The 19,881-nt window shown below is 59.1% G+C and carries 20 protein-coding genes (1 of these 20 running past the window's edge); 10 read left to right on the top strand and 10 right to left on the bottom strand.

Going from position 1 to position 19,881, the window contains the following annotated elements:
* On the bottom strand, positions 1-857 hold the 5' portion of the coding sequence (gene tyrS / locus NK667_RS30605) for a tyrosine--tRNA ligase (protein WP_054044107.1). 343 nt of this gene lie to the left of the window's left edge; only the first 857 of its 1,200 coding nucleotides appear in the window; it begins with the start codon at positions 855-857; its stop codon lies off the left edge, out of view.
* A 211-nt stretch (positions 858-1,068) separates the two neighbouring features.
* Between tyrS and NK667_RS30600 the strand changes: the two genes are divergently transcribed.
* Both NK667_RS30600 and NK667_RS30595 read left to right on the top strand, forming a co-directional pair.
* The gene (locus NK667_RS30600; protein ID WP_054044108.1) at positions 1,069-2,487 is read left to right on the top strand and encodes a peptidoglycan DD-metalloendopeptidase family protein; all 1,419 of its coding nucleotides are present in this window, start codon (positions 1,069-1,071) and stop codon (positions 2,485-2,487) included.
* 3 nt (positions 2,488-2,490) lie between these two features.
* The gene (locus NK667_RS30595) at positions 2,491-3,582 is read left to right on the top strand and encodes an anhydro-N-acetylmuramic acid kinase (protein ID WP_054616808.1); all 1,092 of its coding nucleotides are present in this window, start codon (positions 2,491-2,493) and stop codon (positions 3,580-3,582) included.
* A 92-nt stretch (positions 3,583-3,674) separates the two neighbouring features.
* Here NK667_RS30595 and erpA read toward each other — a convergent pair whose 3' ends face one another.
* Positions 3,675-4,025, bottom strand: coding sequence for an iron-sulfur cluster insertion protein ErpA (gene erpA / locus NK667_RS30590; protein WP_007947969.1), 351 nt, complete (start codon positions 4,023-4,025; stop codon positions 3,675-3,677).
* Positions 4,026-4,193: 168 nt separating this feature from the next.
* A complete protein-coding gene (argC, locus tag NK667_RS30585; RefSeq protein ID WP_054616809.1) occupies positions 4,194-5,228 on the bottom strand; it encodes an N-acetyl-gamma-glutamyl-phosphate reductase in 1,035 nt (344 codons plus the stop codon).
* Positions 5,229-5,363: 135 nt separating this feature from the next.
* Here argC and hemJ point away from each other — a divergent pair, with 135 nt between their 5' ends.
* The 6 genes from hemJ to coq7 all read left to right on the top strand — a co-directional run bounded on the left by hemJ (position 5,364) and on the right by coq7 (position 9,995).
* Positions 5,364-5,792, top strand: a complete 429-nt coding sequence (gene hemJ, locus NK667_RS30580) for a protoporphyrinogen oxidase HemJ (protein WP_054616810.1) — start codon at positions 5,364-5,366, stop codon at positions 5,790-5,792.
* A 34-nt stretch (positions 5,793-5,826) separates the two neighbouring features.
* Entirely contained in the window at positions 5,827-6,795 is a 969-nt protein-coding gene (locus tag NK667_RS30575) for an NAD(P)H-dependent flavin oxidoreductase (protein ID WP_054616811.1), read from the top strand.
* Positions 6,796-6,887: 92 nt separating this feature from the next.
* Positions 6,888-7,874, top strand: a complete 987-nt coding sequence (locus tag NK667_RS30570; RefSeq protein ID WP_054616812.1) for a DUF805 domain-containing protein — start codon at positions 6,888-6,890, stop codon at positions 7,872-7,874.
* Between the two features lie 62 nt (positions 7,875-7,936).
* Positions 7,937-8,725, top strand: a complete 789-nt coding sequence (locus NK667_RS30565) for an SDR family NAD(P)-dependent oxidoreductase (RefSeq protein ID WP_054044114.1) — start codon at positions 7,937-7,939, stop codon at positions 8,723-8,725.
* A gap of 81 nt (positions 8,726-8,806) precedes the next feature.
* The gene (locus tag NK667_RS30560) at positions 8,807-9,145 is read left to right on the top strand and encodes a histidine triad nucleotide-binding protein (RefSeq protein WP_054044115.1); all 339 of its coding nucleotides are present in this window, start codon (positions 8,807-8,809) and stop codon (positions 9,143-9,145) included.
* Positions 9,146-9,347: 202 nt separating this feature from the next.
* The gene (coq7, locus tag NK667_RS30555) at positions 9,348-9,995 is read left to right on the top strand and encodes a 2-polyprenyl-3-methyl-6-methoxy-1,4-benzoquinone monooxygenase (protein WP_054044116.1); all 648 of its coding nucleotides are present in this window, start codon (positions 9,348-9,350) and stop codon (positions 9,993-9,995) included.
* 161 nt (positions 9,996-10,156) lie between these two features.
* On the opposite strand, the gene speD is transcribed toward coq7, so the two are convergent.
* Positions 10,157-10,951, bottom strand: coding sequence for an adenosylmethionine decarboxylase (gene speD, locus NK667_RS30550; RefSeq protein ID WP_054044117.1), 795 nt, complete (start codon positions 10,949-10,951; stop codon positions 10,157-10,159).
* A 239-nt stretch (positions 10,952-11,190) separates the two neighbouring features.
* Entirely contained in the window at positions 11,191-11,613 is a 423-nt protein-coding gene (locus tag NK667_RS30545) for an OsmC family protein (RefSeq protein WP_007941657.1), read from the bottom strand.
* A 248-nt stretch (positions 11,614-11,861) separates the two neighbouring features.
* Here NK667_RS30545 and crp point away from each other — a divergent pair, with 248 nt between their 5' ends.
* Positions 11,862-12,506: a cAMP-activated global transcriptional regulator CRP gene (gene crp, locus NK667_RS30540; protein WP_054044118.1), complete on the top strand. Its 645-nt coding sequence runs from the start codon at positions 11,862-11,864 to the stop codon at positions 12,504-12,506.
* Here the strand turns inward: crp and NK667_RS30535 are convergent.
* From NK667_RS30535 to NK667_RS30520, 4 genes are all read right to left on the bottom strand, one after another.
* A complete protein-coding gene (locus NK667_RS30535) occupies positions 12,503-13,204 on the bottom strand; it encodes a lipoate--protein ligase family protein (RefSeq protein WP_054616813.1) in 702 nt (233 codons plus the stop codon). The two genes, crp and NK667_RS30535, sit on opposite strands and share 4 nt — an antisense overlap.
* Positions 13,205-13,343: 139 nt before the next feature.
* Positions 13,344-14,180 carry an indole-3-glycerol phosphate synthase TrpC gene (gene trpC / locus NK667_RS30530; RefSeq protein ID WP_054044120.1) on the bottom strand — a complete coding sequence of 279 codons (837 nt, stop codon included), beginning with the start codon at positions 14,178-14,180 and terminating at the stop codon, positions 13,344-13,346.
* The gene (trpD, locus tag NK667_RS30525) at positions 14,177-15,226 is read right to left on the bottom strand and encodes an anthranilate phosphoribosyltransferase (protein WP_054044121.1); all 1,050 of its coding nucleotides are present in this window, start codon (positions 15,224-15,226) and stop codon (positions 14,177-14,179) included. The genes trpC and trpD overlap by 4 nt, the downstream gene beginning before the upstream one ends.
* A 9-nt stretch (positions 15,227-15,235) precedes the next feature.
* Positions 15,236-15,829 (bottom strand): aminodeoxychorismate/anthranilate synthase component II, encoded by a 594-nt coding sequence (locus NK667_RS30520; RefSeq protein WP_054616814.1) that lies wholly within the window; start codon positions 15,827-15,829, stop codon positions 15,236-15,238.
* A 407-nt stretch (positions 15,830-16,236) separates the two neighbouring features.
* Here NK667_RS30520 and estP point away from each other — a divergent pair, with 407 nt between their 5' ends.
* A complete protein-coding gene (estP, locus tag NK667_RS30515; RefSeq protein ID WP_054616815.1) occupies positions 16,237-18,147 on the top strand; it encodes an esterase EstP in 1,911 nt (636 codons plus the stop codon).
* A gap of 216 nt (positions 18,148-18,363) precedes the next feature.
* On the opposite strand, the gene trpE is transcribed toward estP, so the two are convergent.
* Positions 18,364-19,845, bottom strand: a complete 1,482-nt coding sequence (gene trpE / locus NK667_RS30510; RefSeq protein WP_054616816.1) for an anthranilate synthase component I — start codon at positions 19,843-19,845, stop codon at positions 18,364-18,366.
* Positions 19,846-19,881 lie beyond the last annotated feature (36 nt).

Genomic DNA, 19,881 nt, shown 5'->3' with positions numbered 1-19,881 from the left:
TCCCGCGGATTGGCACCCGCCTCGACATCAGCCCGGAATGCATTGATCTCATCCATGGAGCGGAAGCTGAGCAGCTCGAAATACCGCCACATCAGCGCATCGGGAATGGAAACCAGCTTGCTGTACATCACACCCGGCGCTTCCTGGATACCGACGTAGTTGCCCAACGATTTGGACATCTTCTTCACGCCGTCCAGGCCTTCAAGCAACGGCATGGTCAGAATGCACTGCGGCTCTTGGCCATAACCACGCTGCAGCTCACGCCCCATCAGCAGGTTGAACTTCTGATCGGTGCCGCCCAACTCGACATCCGCGCGCAAGGCGACCGAGTCATAACCCTGGACCAGCGGATAGAGGAATTCATGAATGGCGATGGGCTGATTGGTCGTGTAGCGCTTATCGAAATCGTCGCGCTCGAGCATGCGAGCCACGGTGTATTGCGAGGTCAGGCGAATGAAGTCCGCCGGCCCCATCTGATCCATCCAGGTGGAGTTGAACGCCACCTCGGTTTTGGCAGGATCCAGAATCTTGAAGACTTGAGTCTTATAGGTCTCGGCATTCTCGAGAACCTGCTCACGGGTCAGCGGGGGACGAGTAGCGCTCTTGCCACTCGGATCACCAATCATCCCGGTGAAGTCACCTATAAGGAAGATCACCTGGTGACCCAGCTCCTGGAACTGGCGCAGCTTATTAATAAGCACCGTGTGACCCAGGTGCAAATCCGGCGCAGTCGGATCAAAGCCCGCCTTAATACGCAGCGGTTGGCCACGCTTGAGCTTTTCGATCAGCTCGGACTCGACCAACAGTTCTTCCGCACCACGTTTAATCAGCGCTAGCTGCTCTTCAACCGACTTCATAACAGACCCGCAAGGCTCAGATTCAAAGGGAACCAACCATACAAGATCGCGCACCAAATACAAGTTTTGCCCGGCGCACGCACGCCAATCCACGGACAGAGCATCCGCAGGCTTGCTTCAGAGATGATTTGGTTATATTTTATACAGTTATTTCATCTTCATCATGTCATTCATCTTTTCCAATTCATCTTTTCAAAGTCAAAAATTACCTATGACCACAGAACCGTCTAAAGCGCCCCCGCTTTACCCGAAGACCCACCTGCTTGCCGCAAGTGGAATAGCCGCCCTTCTCAGCCTGGCGCTCCTGGTATTCCCTTCCAGTGATGTTGAAGCCAAAAAGACGACCCTGAGCCTTGAACTGGAAAGTCCCGCTGAACAACTGACACAAGATCAAGACGCTGCCGAAGCCGTTCAAGCCACAAATGAGCCCGCAGCTTCTCCTTTCGCGCAAATCGAAGACAGCGCCGAAGACACCAAGCAAACCGCCCAGGCCGCGCCTGAGCCAGTGGTCGAAGTAAAGAAAGCGCCGAATCATAAAGAAGTGATCGTCGGCAAAGGCGACACCCTTTCGACTCTGTTTGAAAAGGTCGGCCTTCCCGCCGCCTCCGTGCATGAAGTCCTGGCCAGCGACAAACAGGCCAAGCAATTCAGCCAGCTCAAACATGGCCAGAAACTCGAATTCGAGCTGAACCCTGAAGGCCAACTGACCAACCTGCACAGCAAGGTCAGCGACCTCGAAACCATTACCCTGACCAAGAATGACAAGGGTTATGTGTTCAACCGCGTTACCGCCAAACCGACCGTGCGCTCCGCCTACGTTCATGGCGTGATCAACAGCTCGCTGTCGCAGTCCGCCGCTCGCGCCGGCCTGTCCCACAGCCTGACCATGGACATGGCCAGCGTGTTTGGCTACGACGTCGACTTCGCTCAGGATATTCGCCAGGGTGACGAATTCGACGTGATCTACGAACAGAAAGTCGTCAACGGCAAGGCTGTCGGCACCGGTCCGATCCTTTCCGCACGCTTCACCAACCGCGGCAAGACCTACACCGCCGTGCGTTACACCAACAAACAAGGCAACAGCAGCTATTACACCGCTGACGGCAACAGCATGCGCAAGGCGTTCATCCGCACCCCGGTAGACTTCGCCCGCATCAGCTCGAAGTTCTCCATGGGCCGCAAACACCCGATCCTTAACAAGATCCGCGCCCACAAAGGCGTCGATTACGCAGCCCCTCGCGGCACGCCGATCAAGGCTACCGGTGACGGCAAAGTATTGCTGGCCGGGCGTCGTGGCGGTTACGGCAACACCATCATCATCCAGCACGGCAACACCTACCGTACGCTGTATGGCCACATGCAGGGCTTCGCCAAAGGCGTGCAAACCGGCGGCAGCGTCAAACAGGGCCAAGTGATTGGTTATATCGGCACTACTGGCCTATCCACCGGCCCGCATTTGCACTATGAGTTCCAGGTTAACGGCGTCCACGTCGACCCACTGGGCCAGAAACTGCCAATGGCTGATCCGATCGCCAAGGCCGAGCGCTCACGCTTCCTTGCGCAAAGTCAGCCGTTGATGGCGCGGATGGATCAAGAAAAGGCCACCATGCTGGCTTCGAGCAAACGCTAAGCCATGGCGCTCTATATAGGTGTGATGTCCGGGACCAGCCTCGATGGCCTGGACATCGCTCTGATCGAGCAAGCCTCGGCGATCAAGCTGATCGCCACGCACTACATCCCCATGCCGGAATCCCTACGCGCCGAGCTACTTGGCTTGTGCGCTAGCGGCCCGGATGAGATTGCCCGCTCGGCCATCGCCCAGCAAAACTGGGTGAAACTGGCCGCACAGGGCATTCACACCCTTCTTGATCAACAACACCTGAAACCCGAAGACATTCGCGCGATTGGCAGCCACGGCCAGACCATTCGCCACGAACCGGCACGCGGCTTCACGGTGCAGATTGGCAACCCTGCCCTGCTGACCGAGCTGACCGGCATCACCGTGGTCAGCGACTTCCGCAGCCGCGACGTCGCCGCCGGCGGCCAGGGCGCACCACTGGTTCCAGCCTTCCACGAAGCCTTGTTTGAAGAGCAACCCGGTAACCGCGCGGTACTGAACGTCGGTGGTTTCAGCAACCTCAGCCTGATCGAGCCTGGCAAACCAGTTGCCGGCTTCGACTGTGGCCCGGGGAATGTGTTGCTGGATGCCTGGATTCACCAGCAACGGGGCGACAATTTCGATCGCGATGGCCGATGGGCAGCCAGCGGCAAAGTCGAACCGGCCTTGTTGAGCGAGCTACTCAGCGATCCCTTCTTCGTGACCAAAGGTCCCAAGAGCACCGGCCGCGAAGTATTCAACCTGCCTTGGCTGACTCAGCATCTGTCGCACTTGCCCGCCTTCGCAGCAGAAGACGTACAAGCCACCCTGCTCGAACTGACCGCCCTGACCATCGTCGAGTCACTGCAAAGTGCCCAGGCAGATACCCGGGAACTGCTGGTCTGCGGGGGCGGCGCGCACAACGCTACGCTAATGGCCCGTTTGGCGAGCTTATTGCCTAATGCCAAGGTCAGCAGCACCGCTACCTACGGCGTAGACCCGGACTGGGTCGAAGCGATGGCTTTCGCTTGGCTGGCCCATTGCTGCCTGGAAGGCATCGCCGCCAATCGCCCGAGCGTCACCGGCGCCCGCGGCTTGCGCGTACTTGGCGCCATCTACCCCGCCTGACAATTGCGACTGACTTATCCCGATGAATCCCGGACAGCAAAACGCCGCAGGACTGTGAAGCCCTGCGGCGTTTTGTAATTCGGTGACGCGGATCAGATCGAGAACGAAGAACCGCAGCCACAAGTCGTGCTGGCATTCGGATTCTTGATCACGAAACGCGAACCTTCCAGACCTTCCTGATAATCCACCTCGGCACCTGCCAGGTATTGGAAGCTCATCGGATCGACCACCAGACTCACACCTTCGCGCTCGACGATGGTGTCGTCATCGGCCACTTCTTCATCGAAGGTGAAGCCGTACTGGAAACCTGAACAACCACCGCCCGTAACGAATACGCGCAGCTTCAAGCGATCATTCCCCTCTTCATCGACCAGGCTCTTCACCTTGTGCGCGGCACCGTGGGTGAATTGCAAAGCCGTGGGGGTGAAGGATTCGACGCTCATGCTAACTATCTCCCGGCGTTACGCCGCCATAATGCGTGATGTCGGGCATTATCCGCTTCTCCTAGAAAATTGGTCAACTATTGTTACGGTATATCAATCGATCCAATTGTCAGACCAGAATGCAAAAAGGCCCTTTAGAAGGGCCTTTTTGCCGAGCGCGATAAAGCCTTACGGCAGCATGCCCGCGTGGGACAGGCCCAAGCGCTCATCCAGACCGAACAGGATGTTCATGTTCTGCACCGCCTGGCCCGACGCACCTTTGACCAGATTGTCGATCACCGACAACACCACAACCAGGTCACCATCCTGTGGACGATGCACGGCGATACGGCAAACGTTGGCACCGCGCACGCTGCGGGTTTCCGGATGACTGCCAGCAGGCATCACATCGACGAACGGTTCGTTGGCATAGCGCTTTTCAAACAGCGCCTGCAGATCCACCGAGCGATCGACGACAGTCGCGTACAGCGTCGAGTGGATGCCGCGAATCATCGGGGTCAGGTGCGGAACGAAGGTCAGGCCGACGTCCTTGCCCGAGGCGCGACGCAGCCCTTGGCGAATTTCCGGCAGGTGACGGTGCCCTTTGACGGCGTAAGCCTTCATGCTTTCCGACGTCTCGGAGTACAGCGAACCTACCGCAGCACCACGACCGGCGCCGCTGACACCGGATTTGCAGTCAGCGATCAGACGGGAAGTGTCCGCCAGGCCCGCTTCGAGCAATGGCAGGAAACCCAATTGCGTGGCGGTTGGATAGCAACCCGGCACGGCGATCAGGCGCGCTTGCTTGATCTGTTCGCGATTGACTTCCGGCAGGCCGTAGACCGCCTCTTCCAGCAACTCCGGAGCACCGTGCGGCTGGCCGTACCACTTGGCCCACTCATCGGCATCTTGCAGACGGAAGTCTGCCGACAGGTCGATGACCTTGGTCCCGGCGGCCAGCAGTTCACCGGCCAAGGCGTGAGCAACACCGTGAGGCGTGGCAAAGAACACCACGTCGCAGGCGCCCAGGGTCTTGATGTCCGGAACGCTGAACGCCAGGCCGTCGTAGTGGCCTCGCAGGTTCGGGTACATGTCAGCCACGGCCAGACCGGCCTCGGATCGGGAAGTGATCACTACCACTTCAGCTTGCGGATGCTGTGCCAACAGACGCAGCAGTTCGACACCGGTGTAACCCGTGCCGCCGACGATACCGACCTTGACCATATACCTGCCCTCAACGAACCCACTGGAAAGCCGTCGATAATAGGGGCCGCGCGCCCCTGCGACAACCGTCAAGGTGACGTGCGGAGCTTCTAGCCTCTACTATTCCCGCTACCGTGAACCTGGGAATAACTAAAAATGCTTTATCTGTGGCTCAAAGCGCTTCATATCGTCAGCATGGTCTGCTGGTTTGCCGGCCTGTTTTATCTGCCGCGCCTGTTCGTTTATCACGCGCAAAGCGAAGACGCCGTCAGCAAGGAACGCTTCAGCATCATGGAGCGCAAGTTGTACCGGGGCATCATGGGCCCGGCGATGATCGCCACACTGATCTTCGGTATCGCACTGATCTACCTCAACCCCAGCATCTTCAGCCAGGGCGCGTGGATTCACGCCAAGTTGACCCTCGTCGTGATCCTGATCGGCTACCACCACATGTGTGGCGCCCAGGTAAAACGTTTTGCCCGTGGCGAAAACACCCGCAGCCATGTCTTTTATCGCTGGTTCAATGAAGTGCCGGTTCTGATATTGCTGGCAATCGTAATTCTGGTCGTGGTTCGACCGTTCTAAACTCAATAAGCCGCAACTAACCGGGGTACTTCCAATGTCGCTGCCCGCTCTGCTCGAACAACGCTTGCGTCTGCCGGTAGTAGCCGCGCCGATGTTCCTGATTTCCAATCCTCAATTGGTGCTGGCCTGCTGCCGCAATGGCGTAGTCGGCAGCTTTCCTGCCTTGAACCAACGCGAAAGCAGCGGCTTCAAGGCGTGGCTGGAAGAGATCGAAGCAGGCCTCGCGACGCTGGAGAACCCGGCGCCTTACGCGGTGAACCTGATCGTTCACAACACCAATCCGCGACTGCAGGCCGACCTTGCGATCTGTATCGAGCACAAAGTGCCGATCGTGATCACCAGCCTCGGCGCGGTAAAAGAAGTGGTCGATGCGGTGCACAGCTATGGCGGCCTGGTGTTTCACGACGTGACGACACGTCGCCATGCCGAGAAAGCCGCCGAAGCGGGCGTGGACGGTTTGATCGCCGTGGCCGCCGGTGCCGGTGGACATGCCGGAACCTGGAGCCCGTTCTCGTTGATCGCCGAGATTCGCCAGTTCTTCGACAAGACGCTGTTGCTGGCCGGCTGCCTGAACCATGGACACGAGATTCTCGCCGCGCAATTGCTCGGCGCGGATTTGGCCTACTTCGGTACGCGATTTATCGGCACCACTGAAAGTCATGCGCCTGACGCCTACAAGGAGATGCTCCTGACTTCCAGAGCAGCAGACATCGTGCATACTCCAGCGGTGTCGGGCGTACCGGCGAGTTTCATGCGCCAGAGCCTGGAAGCGGCCGGTTTCGACATGGCGGCACTCCAAGGTAAAGGCGAAGTGAACTTCGGCTCCAAACTCAAGCCTATAAGCGATGAAGCCAAAGCCTGGAAAACCGTGTGGTCTGCCGGGCAAGGCGTTGGCGAAATCGATGACTTGCCAAGTGTCGATCAACTGGTCGCCCGGCTGGATGCGGAGTACCGCAAGGCGCTGGACCTGGCGGCACAGTTGCCTAAACGCTGGCCGCGCTGACTGTAAAGCTTGGCCAGCCTCTCCCGACTGGCCTTACACTGCTCGATTGCAACACCCCCTTTCCAAACCTGCGCGACAAGGATGCCTCGGACATGAGCGAAAACCGTTTCAAGATCGTCTTCGACGGCGCTCTGCTGCCAGGCGTCGACGTCACTACCGCCAAACTCAACCTCGCTGAACTGTTCAAAAGCGACGTCGCCGCCATTGAACGGCTATTCAGTGGCCGCACTGTTGCGCTCAAACGCGACCTGTCACAGCTCGACGCACAATCCTATCTCCAGGCGCTGACGAAAACCGGCATCGATGCCCGAATCGAAGCCGAGCCGTCGATCGAGCTGAACCTGTCCGACGTTCACGAACATGTCCCCACCAGTTATCAGACAGTATCGGCAGACCCTGAGTCGCCGTATGCCCCGCCGCGGGCGACAGTCGGTGAAACCTTGCCAGCGTTCGCCACTCTCAAGCCGTTCAGCTTCGAAGGTCGTATCGGGCGCTTGCGATTCCTGGCCTGGACCATGGCCCTGACCCTGGTGACGTTGGCCGTGGGTTCGGTGCTGGCACTGTTCGGCCTCGCGCTCATCGGCGCGGACTCGACCGCCGGCCTGATTCTCGGCGGTCTGGTGGCCTTTATTCTTTTTGTGGCGCTGGGGTTCGTCAGTATTCAGTTCAGCGTCCAGCGTCTGCATGACTGCGGTTGGTCCGGGTGGCTATGGCTCCTGAACCTTGTGCCGTTCGTGGGTAGCTTCTTTCCGTTCGTGATCATGGTGGTTCCGGGTAATCCCACTGCCAATCAGTACGGCGCACCGCCCCCGCCGAACAGCACGGCGGTCAAAGTGCTGGCCTGGCTCTGGGTGGTGTTTATTGCACTCATCTTCATCGGCGCACTGGCCGGCGGCATCACCGCTATCCAGCAAGAGTACGAAAGCGCGGCCGAAACCAGCTATGACAGCAGCTCGGTGACCACCGACGAAGTGGAAGTCGAACCGGCGGACGAGGCTGAACAAGCACCAAATGCAGCCGACGATGCAGCGGAGGCAGCCGAAGAAGCCCAGCCCCCTGTAGACTCTGCGAAAGAATGAACAGCGCTCCCCGCCCGTGACACCTGCGTCGCTGGCGCGGAGCTGTTGCGATGGAGAACTGCATGACCCGTTACGCTCTGATCACTGGCGCTTCCAGCGGCATCGGCCTGGCGATGGCCGAAGCGCTGGCCCGGCGCGGCCACAGCTTGATTCTGGTGGCCCGACAACGTGATCAGCTGGAAAGTATTGCGATTGAACTGACTCAACGTTTTGGCGTTGAGGTGCTATTCCGCGCCTGCGACCTGGGCGAGCCGCTAAGGCTGTCCGGGTTTCTGCTGGAACTGGAGGAAGGCGACCGGCAGATCGACTTGCTGGTCAACTGCGCCGGCATCGGTACGTGCGGCCCGTTCCTGGCCCAGGACTGGATGACCGAGCAGGACTTGATCGAGGTGAATATCCTGGCCCTCACCCGCCTGTGCCACGCCATCGGTAACAGCATGGCCTTGCAGGGCGGCGGTCAGATTTTGAACGTGGCCTCGGTGGCGGCATTTCACCCCGGCCCGTGGATGAGCACTTACTACGCGAGCAAGGCTTATGTGCTGCATTTTTCCGAAGGCTTACGCGTCGAGCTGAAGAAATGTGCGGTAAAGGTATCGGTGCTCTGCCCCGGCCCTACTCGCACTGGGTTTTTCCATACGGCACAACTGGACACCGCAAAGGTCACCGACAGCAGGCTGCTGATGAGCCCGGAAGAAGTCGCGCTGTACACCGTGCGCGCCCTGGCGAAAAACCGCGCGATCATTATTCCCGGAAGGTTGAATCGATGGTTCGCCTTCCTGCCGCGACTTGGCTCGCGGTGGCTGACCCGGACAATCGCCGGTATGGTCAACAAGGCCTACTGTCCGCGCTAATAGCCCCTAAAGGTAAATGGCTGGGCTCGGGTTTACCCCATGGGTACACTCAGGCCAGCCCAAACAACGGAGAAAACAGCTGTGGATACTCTGTTCACCAAGATCATCAACCGGGAAATCCCGGCCAAGATCATTTACGAGGACGACCAGGTACTGGCCTTCCACGACATCGCCCCACAGGCACCGGTGCATTTTCTGGTGATCCCGAAAAAACCGGTGCGCACCCTCAACGACCTGACCGAGGACGACAAGACGCTGGCCGGGCATATCCTGTTCACCGCCCAACGCCTGGCGCTGGAGCTGGGTTGCGAAAAAGGTTTCCGCGTTGTCATGAACTGCAATGAAGAAGGTGGGCAGACTGTCTACCACATTCATATGCACGTGCTGGGTCAGCGCCAGATGAACTGGCCGCCGGGCTGATTCACCCGCCCTCTGTGGGAGCGGGCTTGCTCGCGAAGGCGATTTAACATTCAACAATGATGTTGGCTGTCAGTCCGCCTTCGCGAGCAAGCCCGCTCCCACAATAGATCACCGCACGGCAACTGCATCACAATGACCCAGCGCAAACCTTCCCCGGCCGATTCGGTTAAACTGGCCGCCGAGATTCCTCCCGGAGGTCAGCATGACTACCCAACGTCACTACTCGCCGATTGACCGTCTTCTGCTGCAAGCCGATGCCGCGATGCGTACCCTGCTGCCCTTCAGTGGCCAACCGTACCGTCCTTCGCCGGCTATCGTGCAACCGGAAACGCAAATGAGCGACGAAGACACCCGGCACGTTGCCGGCCTGATGCGCATCAACCATACCGGCGAAGTCTGCGCCCAGGCGCTGTATCAGGGCCAGGCCCTGACCGCCAAGCTGCCGCAAGTGCGCGCGGCCATGGAGCATGCCGCTGAAGAAGAAATCGATCACCTGGTGTGGTGCGAACAACGCATCCATCAGTTGGGCAGCCACACCAGCATTCTGAATCCGCTGTTTTATGGCATGTCGTTCGGGATTGGCGCCGTGGCAGGGCTGATCAGCGACAAGGTCAGCCTGGGATTTGTTGCCGCCACCGAGCATCAGGTTTGCAAACACCTGAACGAACACCTTGAGCAATTGCCGGCCGAGGACGAAAAGTCCCGGGCGATTCTTGAGCAGATGCGCATTGATGAAGAACATCATGCGGAAAGTGCGCTGGAGGCTGGCGGCTTTCGCTTTCCGGCACCGGTGAAGTTCGGGATGAGTTTGCTGGCCAAGGTGATGACCAAGAGTACTTATCGAATCTGACCTGTGGGAGCGGGCTTGCTCGCGAAAGCGGAGTGTCAGTCGACATCATTGTTGAATGACCAACAGCTTTCGCGGGCAAGCCTCGCTCCTACAGGAGTTCTTTACCGGCCATAAAAAAGGCGACTGCCGTGAGGTAGTCGCCTTTTTTGTACCCGAAAATCTTAGGTCGGCATGTTGCGCGCGTAGAAGATTTCCAGCATTTCGTGTTTCACACGGTCGGTCACCTGGGCGCGTTGCTCAGTGGACAGGCTGTTGGTGGCGTCGCCGAACAGGTAGTCGTCCAGTTCGAAGTTCTTCAGCAGCATTTTGGTGTGGAACAGGTTTTCCTGGTACACGTTCACGTCAGTCATCTGGTAACTGTCGCGGGTGTCTTCGGAGAGGTAGTTCTGGATCGAGTTGATCTCGTGGTCGATGAAGTGCTTTTTGCCTTCTACGTCACGGGTGAAACCGCGCACGCGATAATCCACGGTCACGATGTCCGAATCGAACTGGTGAATCAGGAAATTGAGCGCTTTAAGCGGTGAAATGACACCACACGTCGACACGTCAATGTCCACACGGAACGTCGCGATACCGTCCACCGGATGGATTTCCGGATAGGTGTGCACCGTGATGTGGCTCTTGTCGAGGTGGGCCAGGATAATCTCGGGCAACGGGCCCGGCGACTCTTCGATCTGGCTGTCGGTCGGGGTTACCGGCTCTTCAGAGATCAGAATCGTGACGCTGGCGCCTTGTGGATCATAGTCCTGACTGGCGATGTTCAGGATGTTGGCACCAATGATATCGACAACTTCTGTGAGGATCTGCGTCAGGCGCTTCGCGTTGTACTCTTCATTGATGTACTCGACGTAAGCCTGCTGGTCTTGCGGGGTTTCCGCGTAGCAGATGTCATAGATGTTGAAGCTCAAGGTCTTTGTCAGGTTATTGAACCCGTGGAGCTTGAGTTTGCTTTTCACCGTTAAAAACTCTCTATGTATTGCGGCCCGGGCCGCGTGATCAAGCATGCCCGTCAGATGCGAACAACGCAGCTGCGTAGGACGGTTAACACCTCTTCGCGATGGCGATTTTGGTTGTCTGTTCGGGTGCGGGGCCTGTCGGGTGACGGGCCACGACCCTGAAAAAAGTGGCGCATTATGCAGACGTCAGCTATGGATCGCCAGAGTCTGCACTGCTTTTATGATAGTTGAATGTCGATTCAACCGAGTTCGATGATCTCGTAGTCATGCGTAATAGCGACGCCAGCGGCGCCGAGCATGATCGAGGCCGAGCAATACTTCTCGGCAGACAGTTCGATGGCGCGTTTGACCTGGGCTTCTTTCAGCCCGCGGCCCTTGACCACGAAGTGCATGTGGATCTTGGTGAAAACCTTTGGATCTTCGGTCGCGCGCTCGGCTTCCAGGAAGGCTTCACAGCTTTCGACGGCCTGGCGGGACTTCTTGAGGATGCTGACCACATCGAAATTGCTGCAGCCGCCGACACCCAGCAGGAGCATTTCCATCGGGCGTACACCCAGGTTACGACCACCGGCGTCCGGCGGACCGTCCATGACCACGACATGACCGCTGCCGGATTCACCGAGGAACATGGCTTCGCCAGCCCATTGGATGCGTGCCTTCATCGCCAAGACTCCACTGTATAAAAAAGGGTCGCCAGCTTAGCACAGGGCCCCGCTATGACAGCGTGTCACCTTCCCGGGACGAGTGCCCCTGCGCTGTAGGTAAATTCTCGAATCTTGTAGGAATGTGTCTGTTAAGCTGGCGCCAATTCGCTGGCGCATAGCCAGCCATCAAGCGAATGAAAAAATCGCAGGCTTCACCCGCTCCTAAAACAATCAAAAACACCGTGCAGTCTTTTCGGGATACAACCATGGTTGCTATTACCCCCACACCCAAAATCAAGAACCTCGACAAGCTGTTGATGCATTGCCAGCGCCGTCGTTATGCGGCCAAGAGCAACATCATCTGTGCCGGCGATCGCTCGGATACGTTGTTCTTCATCATCAAGGGCTCGGTCACGATCCTGATCGAGGACGATGACGGCCGCGAGATGATCATCTCCTACCTGAACGCCGGGGACTTCTTCGGTGAGCTCGGTTTGTTTGAACAGGCCGGCCTGGAACAGGAACGCAGTGCCTGGGTGCGCGCGAAGGTCGAATGCGAGGTTGCGGAAATCAGCTACGCGAAATTCCGCGAACTGTCCCAGCAAGATCCAGACATTCTTTACGTGCTCAGCGGACAAATCGCACAGCGCCTGCGCAACACCACGCGCAAGGTCGGCGACCTGGCGTTCTTTGATGTCACCGGTCGTGTCGCCCGTTGCCTGCTGGAATTGTGCAAACAGCCAGACGCCATGACCCATCCGGACGGCATGCAGATCAAGGTGACCCGTCAGGAAATCGGGCGGATTGTCGGGTGTTCCCGGGAGATGGTCGGTCGCGTGCTCAAGGACCTTGAGGAACGCAACCTGGTGGATGTCAAAGGCAAGACCATGGTGGTCTTCGGCACGCGTTAAGCCTCGTACATTCCCGCCAGCAACTGGCGATACAGTGCGTCGAGACGTTCCAGTGCATGCGGCGCAGCGAATTTTTCATGCAGGGCGATGTGGCTTTCGGCGCGAACCCGCTGTTCCAGGCCGCACGCCTCATTGAAGCGGTTGACCGCCGCGACCATCGATTCCCGTTCGTTATCCAGCAGCAACGCCCCGTGCACCAGCCCGACCGGACGCGTCCCGCCCTTGCTTTGGCGCCAGCGCTGGGCGGTGCCGACCATCTTGCGACCGTCGAGGTTGACGTTGAAACGGCCATCGCAGAACGCGCCTTCGACTTCGCCCAATGACGAAGTGCCGCCCAACTCATCAAGTAACTGACAAATCGGATCGCAGAGTCTTCGGTAGCCAGTTTCGATGCGGTTTTGATCGCCTTCGCTGCGCGGTGGCGCGTAGACCAGAGCGATGTTGATGGTGGCGGACGATTGCGGGACGGGTTCGCCGCCGGTTTCGCGCAGCAGCACTGGCCAGCCAGCGGCGGCGGAGACTTCGCAAGCGGATTCGAATTGTGGGAGGCGATTCAAGCGGCGCGGCATGACCAGTGCGCGGTCATTGGGTTGCCAGAAGAGCAGGCTGAATTCTGAGTTGCCGGTGCAGACGGAGGCCAGCAGATCCTGTTCGGCGAGGAGGCCGGCTTCGGTGGTCAGAATGGTCAGCTGGAACATGAGCTACTCCGCAAGACATAAAATCTTTGGGACTTTTGAGTGCCCCTTCGCGAGCAAGCCCGCTCCCACAGGGGAACGCATTCCAAATGTGGGAGCGGGCTTGCTCGCGAAGGGCGCACCTCGGTTTACCAGCCTGCACTCAATCGAGTGTCGAACCACTCACCGCCGAGCCACGCTCAGGGAAGAACAAGCGTTGCAGTTCAGTGCCCGGGCTTTCGGCGCGCATGAACGCTTCGCCAACCAGGAAGGCGTACACGTCGCTGATTTCCATCAGCTCGACATCGGCCCGGTTAAAAATACCGCTCTCGGTAATCACCAGTCGATCACGCGGAATGCGCGGCAACAGGTCGAGAGTAGTTTCCAGATTGACGTCGAAGGTGTGCAGGTTGCGGTTGTTCACGCCGACCAATGGCGTGTCGAGGGTTTTCAAGGCCCGCTCCAGCTCGTTGCCATCGTGGACTTCCACCAGCACATCGAGGCCGACACTTTTTGCGACGGCGGCCAGCTCGGCCATTTTCACGTCGTCCAGTGCGGAGACGATCAACAGCACGCAGTCGGCGCCCAAGGCACGGGCCTCAACGATCTGGTACGGATCGATCATGAAATCCTTGCGGATTACCGGCAGTTTGCACGCCGCACGAGCCTGTTGCAGATACGCATCGGCGCCCTGGAAAAAATCGATATCGGTAAGCACCGAGAGGCACGTGGCGCCGCCCTTCTCGTAGCTTTTGGCGATGTCGGCAGGAACGAAGTTCTCGCGGATCACGCCTTTGCTCGGCGAAGCTTTCTTGATTTCAGCAATCACTGCCGGCTGCTTGAGCTTGGCCTGGGCGATCAGTGCCTTGGCAAAACCACGGGGAGCATCGGCAGCCTTGGCCAGGCTTTCCAGCTCGGCCAGACTGACACGGGCGCTACGCTCGGCAACTTCCTGGACCTTGCGGGCCAGAATGTTTTCCAGAACCGTCGGTACACTCATCCCTCATTCTCCACTCGAAATACCGCGGTAAACGCACCCAGCTCCTCGAGTTTCTCCCGAGCGAGGCCGGTGTGCAGCGCGTCGTGCGCCAGGGCAACGCCCTCTTTCAAACTTGTTGCGTGGTCAGCGGCATACAGTGCGGCACCGGCATTGAGCACAATCATCTCGGCGGCTTTCTGGCCGTTTTCGGTCTTGCGCTTGCCCAAGGCATCGCGAATCAGTTCGAGGGAAGCGGCCGGGCTGTCGACCGCCAGACCGTGCAGGCTCTGGCTCTTCATGCCCAGATCTTCCGGTTCGACCCAATACTCGGTGATCTGGTCATTCTTCAGTTCCGCGACAAACGTCGGCGCGGCCAGGCTGAATTCATCCAGACCGTCCTTCGAGTGCACCACCAGCACATGCTTGCTGCCCAGACGCTGCAAGACTTCGGCCAATGGCCGGCACAGCGCCGGAGTGAATACGCCCACCACCTGATGTTTCACGCCGGCCGGATTCGTAAGCGGGCCGAGCATGTTGAACAGGGTGCGCAGGCCAAGGTCCTTGCGCGGGCCGGCGGCGTACTTCATGGCGCTGTGGTGAGTCTGGGCGAACATGAAGCCGATGCCGACGTTATCGATGCAGCGCGCCACCTGGACTGGCGTCAGGTTCAGGTAGATCCCGGCCGCCTCCAGCAGATCGGCACTGCCGCTCTTGCCCGAGACTGCACGGTTACCGTGCTTGGCCACGGTGCAACCCGCCGCCGCGACCACGAAGGAAGATGCGGTGGAAACGTTGAAGATGTTCGCACCGTCACCGCCGGTGCCGACCACATCGACGACGCCGTCGAGGGTCTTGAGTTCGACTTTGTCCGCCAGCTCGCGCATGACCGACACCGCGCCGACGATTTCGTCGATGCTTTCGCTTTTCATGCGCATGGCCATCATGAACGCGCCGATCTGCGCGTCCGAGCATTGCCCGGTCATGATTTCGCGCATCACATCGCGCATTTCATCGGTGCTGAGGTCGAGGTGATCGACGATACGGCCCAGGGCTGTCTTGATGTTCATGAAAAGTCCTTAGCGCGTGCCGCCGGTTTGTTTGAGGAAGTTGGCGAACAGCTCATGGCCCTGCTCGGTGAGAATCGATTCAGGGTGAAATTGCACACCCTCGATGTTCAGCGTCTTGTGGCGCAGGCCCATGATTTCGTCGACCGAGCCGTCTTCGAGCTGGGTCCATGCGGTCAGTTCCAGGCAGTCAGGCAGGGTTTCGCGCTTGACGATCAGCGAGTGGTAGCGAGTGACCGTCACCGGCCGGTTCAGACCTTCGAAAACGCCCTTGTCCTCGTGGAATACCGGGCTAGTCTTACCGTGCATGACCTGACGGGCGCGCACCACATCACCGCCAAAGGCCTGGCCGATGGACTGGTGGCCAAGGCAGACGCCGAGGATCGGCAGCTTGCCGGCAAAGTGCTTGATCGCTTCGATGGAAATGCCGGCTTCGGTCGGCGTGCAAGGACCGGGGGACACAACGATGCGCTCAGGGTTGAGGGCTTCGATTTCGGCAATGGTGAGTTCATCGTTGCGCACGACTTTAACCTGGGAGCCGAGCTCACCAAGGTACTGCACAACGTTGTAGGTAAAAGAGTCGTAGTTATCGATCATCAGCAACATGGCGATGGAAACCTCTTGAATTCACTGACTTTTGAGACTGCCTTCGAATGAATACCCGCAGTGTGCTGCGCTTTGGCAGGTGCTGGAGTGGACCCAGCAAAGCGGCATTTCAAACAGGTAAAGAAGGCGAAGCGGTACAGGTCCGGCAGGGCCGGCAAAAGAATTCAGGCGCGCCAACGCCAGCGGGCGTGTGCCTTGATGACTTGATCCAGGAGTTTGCTGATGATCAACACGGGAAAGGTCTCATTCATACGTCTTGGCACAGTAACTTAGCTGGGCAGAGCGTGCAATATGGCGCACGCGAAGGCTGGCGAAACAAATGAAGGGTTCGCGACAGATGGCAAAAGGCCGGAAGTTTTTGGTACTGTCGTTTCGTTCACTACAACAATAAATAAACGGACTTGCACATGATCAAACAGACGTTGTTTGTACCGCTCGCCAGTTGCCTGCTCGCCATGGCCTGCGCCCAGGCGAATGCGGCGCCCAATCCTTACACGAACTTCGTCGTATTCGGCGACAGCCTCAACGATGCCGGGACGTTTGCCGACACCGGCGGGCCTGCAGGGTCCACCCAACGGTTCACCAACCGCACCGGCCCGGTGTATCTGGACGGCAGCGGTGAAGAGCGCTCGCTCAACGCCACGCAAATCCTTGGGGGAAAACTGGGGTACTCAGCGGACCAGACAGCGTCCTCGTCTTCGGCGGTACGCGCCAACGAAGGCCTGCCCGATGGCAACAACTGGGCGGTCGGCGGTTATCGCACCGACCAGATTCTCGATTCGATCACCGGCACCTCCGCCACCGGCGAACGCACCCGCGCGGGCTATCTGCCGTCGAACAACTTCCGCGCCGACCCGAATGCGCTGTATTACCTCTCGGGCGGTGGTAACGATTTCCTTCAAGGTCGCGTGACCAGCCTGCCCCAGGCCAGCGCCGCCGCCGATCGCCTGGCCAGCAGCGTGCAAACCCTGCAACAGGCCGGCGCCCGCTACGTCATGGTCTGGCTGCTGCCGGATATCGGCTTTACCCCGGCTTTCAACGGCACCCCGCTGCAAGCCTTCACCTCCCAGCTCAGTGCGCAGTTCAACACCGAACTGGTAAGCCAACTGCAGGGCATCAATGCCAACATCATCCCGCTGAACATTCCGGTGCTGCTCAAGGAAACGTTCGCCAATCCTGCGCAATTCGGCCTGGCCGCCGACCAGAACCTGAGCGCCACCTGCTTCAGCGGCAACGGCTGCACCGAGAACGCCCGCTACGGGATCAACAGTGCCACGCCGGATCCGTCCAAGCTGATCTACAACGACTCGGTGCACCCGACCGAAGCCGGGCAGCGCCTGATTGCCGATTACGCCTACTCGCTGCTGTCCGCGCCATGGGAAGCGACGCTGCTGCCACAAATGGCCCAAGGCACGTTGCGCTCGCATCAGGATGAGTTGCGCAACCAGTGGCTGGCGGATTGGGAAAACTGGCAAGGCGTGGGTCAATGGCGGGCGATTGTCGCCGCTGGGGGCCAACATCAGGATTTCGACAGCCAGCGCAGTGGCGCCAGTGCTGACGGCAATGGTGCCAACCTGAACATCGGTGGCAGTTACCGGTTGAACGATGCGTGGCGCGTGGGTCTGGCCGCGGGCTTCTACAACCAGAAACTCGAAGCTGGCGACAACGACTCCGATTACAAGCTCAACACGTACATGGGCACGGCGTTCGCCCAGTACCAGCAAAACCGCTGGTGGGGTGACGCGGCAGTGACCGCCGGGCATCTGGACTACGACAGCCTCAAACGTAAATTCCAGTTGGGAGCCAACGAGCGCGGGGAGAAAGGCGACACCGATGGCTACCTGGTCGCCATCAGCGGCCGTCTGGGTTACGACATCGCGCCAGAAGCGAGCAGCCCGTGGCACCTGTCGCCGTTCGTCAGCGCTGACTTCGCCAAAGTTGAAGTCGACGGTTACTCGGAAGACGGCGCGGATTCCACCGCACTGACGTTCGATGACCAGTCGCGCATCTCCCGGCGTCTTGGCCTCGGGATCCAGGGCAAGTACCAGATCACCTCGCAGACTCAGGTGTTCGGCGAACTGGCCCACGAGCGCGAGTACAACGACGACACCCAGGACGTGACCATGAACCTCAACAGCCTGCCGGGTAACACCTACACCCTGGCCGGCTATACACCGCAGACCAACCTGAACCGCCTGAACCTGGGCGTGAGTCATAACCTCACCAAGGATTTGGCGTTACGGGCCAGTTATGACATTCGCAAGGATGATGACTTTACCCAGCAAGGCGTGAACGTGGGGGTCAGCCTGGACTTCTAAATCGCAGGCCATAAAAAACGCGGCGCCCTCACAGGCGCCGCGTTTTTTTATGCTGAACACTTATTGTGGCGAGGGGGCTTGCCCCCGTTGGGTTGCGAAGCGGCCCCCTGCATTCGTTCAGGTTTACCGAGTCGTCTGAATTTACGACTGCTGCGCAGCCGAACGGGGGCAAGCCCCCTCGCCACAAAGCCCGCTCCCACAGGGTTTTGTGTGAGCTCAAGTGTCCGGGGTTTGCTCGGCCAATGCCACGGCACGGAACATCGCACGGCGCTTGTTCAGGGTTTCTTCCCATTCCAGCGCCGGCACCGAATCAGCAACGATGCCGCCACCGGCCTGCACGTGCAGTTCGCCGTCCTTGATCACCGCCGTGCGGATCGCAATCGCGGTGTCCATGTTGCCGTTCCAGGCAAAGTAACCGACCGCACCGCCATACACGCCACGCTTGACCGGTTCCAGCTCGTCGATGATTTCCATCGCGCGAATCTTCGGCGCGCCAGACAAGGTGCCCGCTGGCAGAATCGCCCGCAGTGCATCCATCGCCGTCAGCCCGGCTTTCAGTTGCCCGGTGACGTTGGACACGATGTGCATCACGTTGGAATAACGCTCGATGACCATCTTCTCGGTGAGTTTCACCGAGCCGATTTCCGAAACGCGACCGGTATCATTCCGACCCAAGTCGATCAGCATCAAGTGCTCGGCGATTTCCTTGTCGTCTGACAGCAGGTCTTTTTCCAGCGCCAGATCCGCCTCTTCGTTGGCCCCGCGTGGGCGAGTGCCGGCGATCGGGCGCACGGTGATCAGGTTGTCTTCGACCCGCACCAACACTTCCGGCGAACTGCCGACGACGTGGAAGTCGCCGAAGTTGAAGAAGTACATGTAAGGCGTCGGGTTGAAGCAGCGCAGCGCCCGGTACAGATCAATCGGTGCAGCCTTGAAGTCGATCGACATGCGCTGGGACGGCACGACTTGCATGCAATCACCCGCCAGGATGTATTCCTTGATCGTGTCGACGGCTTTTTCGTAATCGTCCTGGGTGAAGCTCGAACGGAACACCGGGTCAGCGGATTGTTGCTTACTGAAGTCCAGGCCGCGACGCGGCGTGATCGGCTGGCGCAGTTGTTCCAACAGGGCTTCCAGGCGGGCCTGGCCTTGCTCGAAGGCGTCGGCCTGCGCCGGGTCGGCGAGGACAATCGCGTGCATCTTGCCGGCGAGGTTGTCGAACACCACCACCGCATCGGAAACCATCAGCAGAATGTCCGGCACGCCGAGCGGATCCGGATTCGGGCATTTGCCCAGACGTTTCTCTACATAGCGCACGCAGTCATAACCGAAATAACCCACCAGGCCGCCATTGAAGCGCGGTAGGCCGGGAATAGTCGGCACGTTGTAGCGGGCTTTGAATTCTTCGACGAAGGCCAATGGATCTTCGGCTTCGTGGCTTTCGATCTCGACGCCGTCGTGGGTCACGCTGATGCGGTGATCATGAACCCGCAGCACGGTGCGGCACGGCAGGCCGATGATCGAGTAACGGCCCCACTTCTCGCCGCCCTGCACCGACTCCAGCAAGTAGGAGTTGGGCTGGTCAGCCAGTTTCAAGTAGATCGACAGCGGCGTGTCGAAGTCGGCCAGGGTTTCACAGGCCATCGGGATACGGTTGTAGCCGGCAGCGGCCAAACGCAGGAATTCTTCGCGGATCATGGGGTAGCCTCGTGGCTTGAGGGTCTAACAGTCAGG

This window comes from Pseudomonas nunensis (assembly GCF_024296925.1).
GTDB lineage: Bacteria > Pseudomonadota > Gammaproteobacteria > Pseudomonadales > Pseudomonadaceae > Aquipseudomonas > Aquipseudomonas nunensis.
Note: the sequence above shows the minus strand (reverse complement) of the source record. Positions and strands in the feature narration are given on the sequence as shown.